The organism is Streptomyces sp. NRRL S-37 (genome assembly GCF_000721605.1).
Taxonomy (GTDB): domain Bacteria; phylum Actinomycetota; class Actinomycetes; order Streptomycetales; family Streptomycetaceae; genus Streptomyces.
In genome coordinates this window covers 1-277 of the sequence record NZ_JOIZ01000152.1, presented here as the reverse complement: position 1 = coordinate 277, position 277 = coordinate 1, and the positions used below count along the sequence as shown (strand labels likewise).

The window sequence follows — 277 nt, the reverse complement described above, 5'->3', positions numbered from 1 at the left end:
TTCGCAGGTGTCCGCCAGGAGTCTTGCGATGAGTTCCTTTTGCGGATAGTCCACCCGGACCGGTTCGCGGTCGGCGAGTTCCGCCGTTCGCTGCCGTTGGAGGGGAATTCCACCGAACCGTGCAACCAGTGGTTTCCTGTTCTTTCGCTCGATACGGGCCTCGAAGCAGACTCGGGGGCCGTTGGGTGTGTCGATTCGGGCCTTGTGCTTGGCGGCCATCTTCGACACGGACGAACGGTGCTTGGCGGCAAGGGTTTTGAGCATGGAGGTTTCCATG

1 pseudogene is annotated in these 277 nt (G+C 61.0%); it reads right to left on the bottom strand.

From position 1 onward, the window contains the following. Nucleotides 1-277: pseudogene (locus IH50_RS43095) on the bottom strand (maturase); the annotation flags it as partial.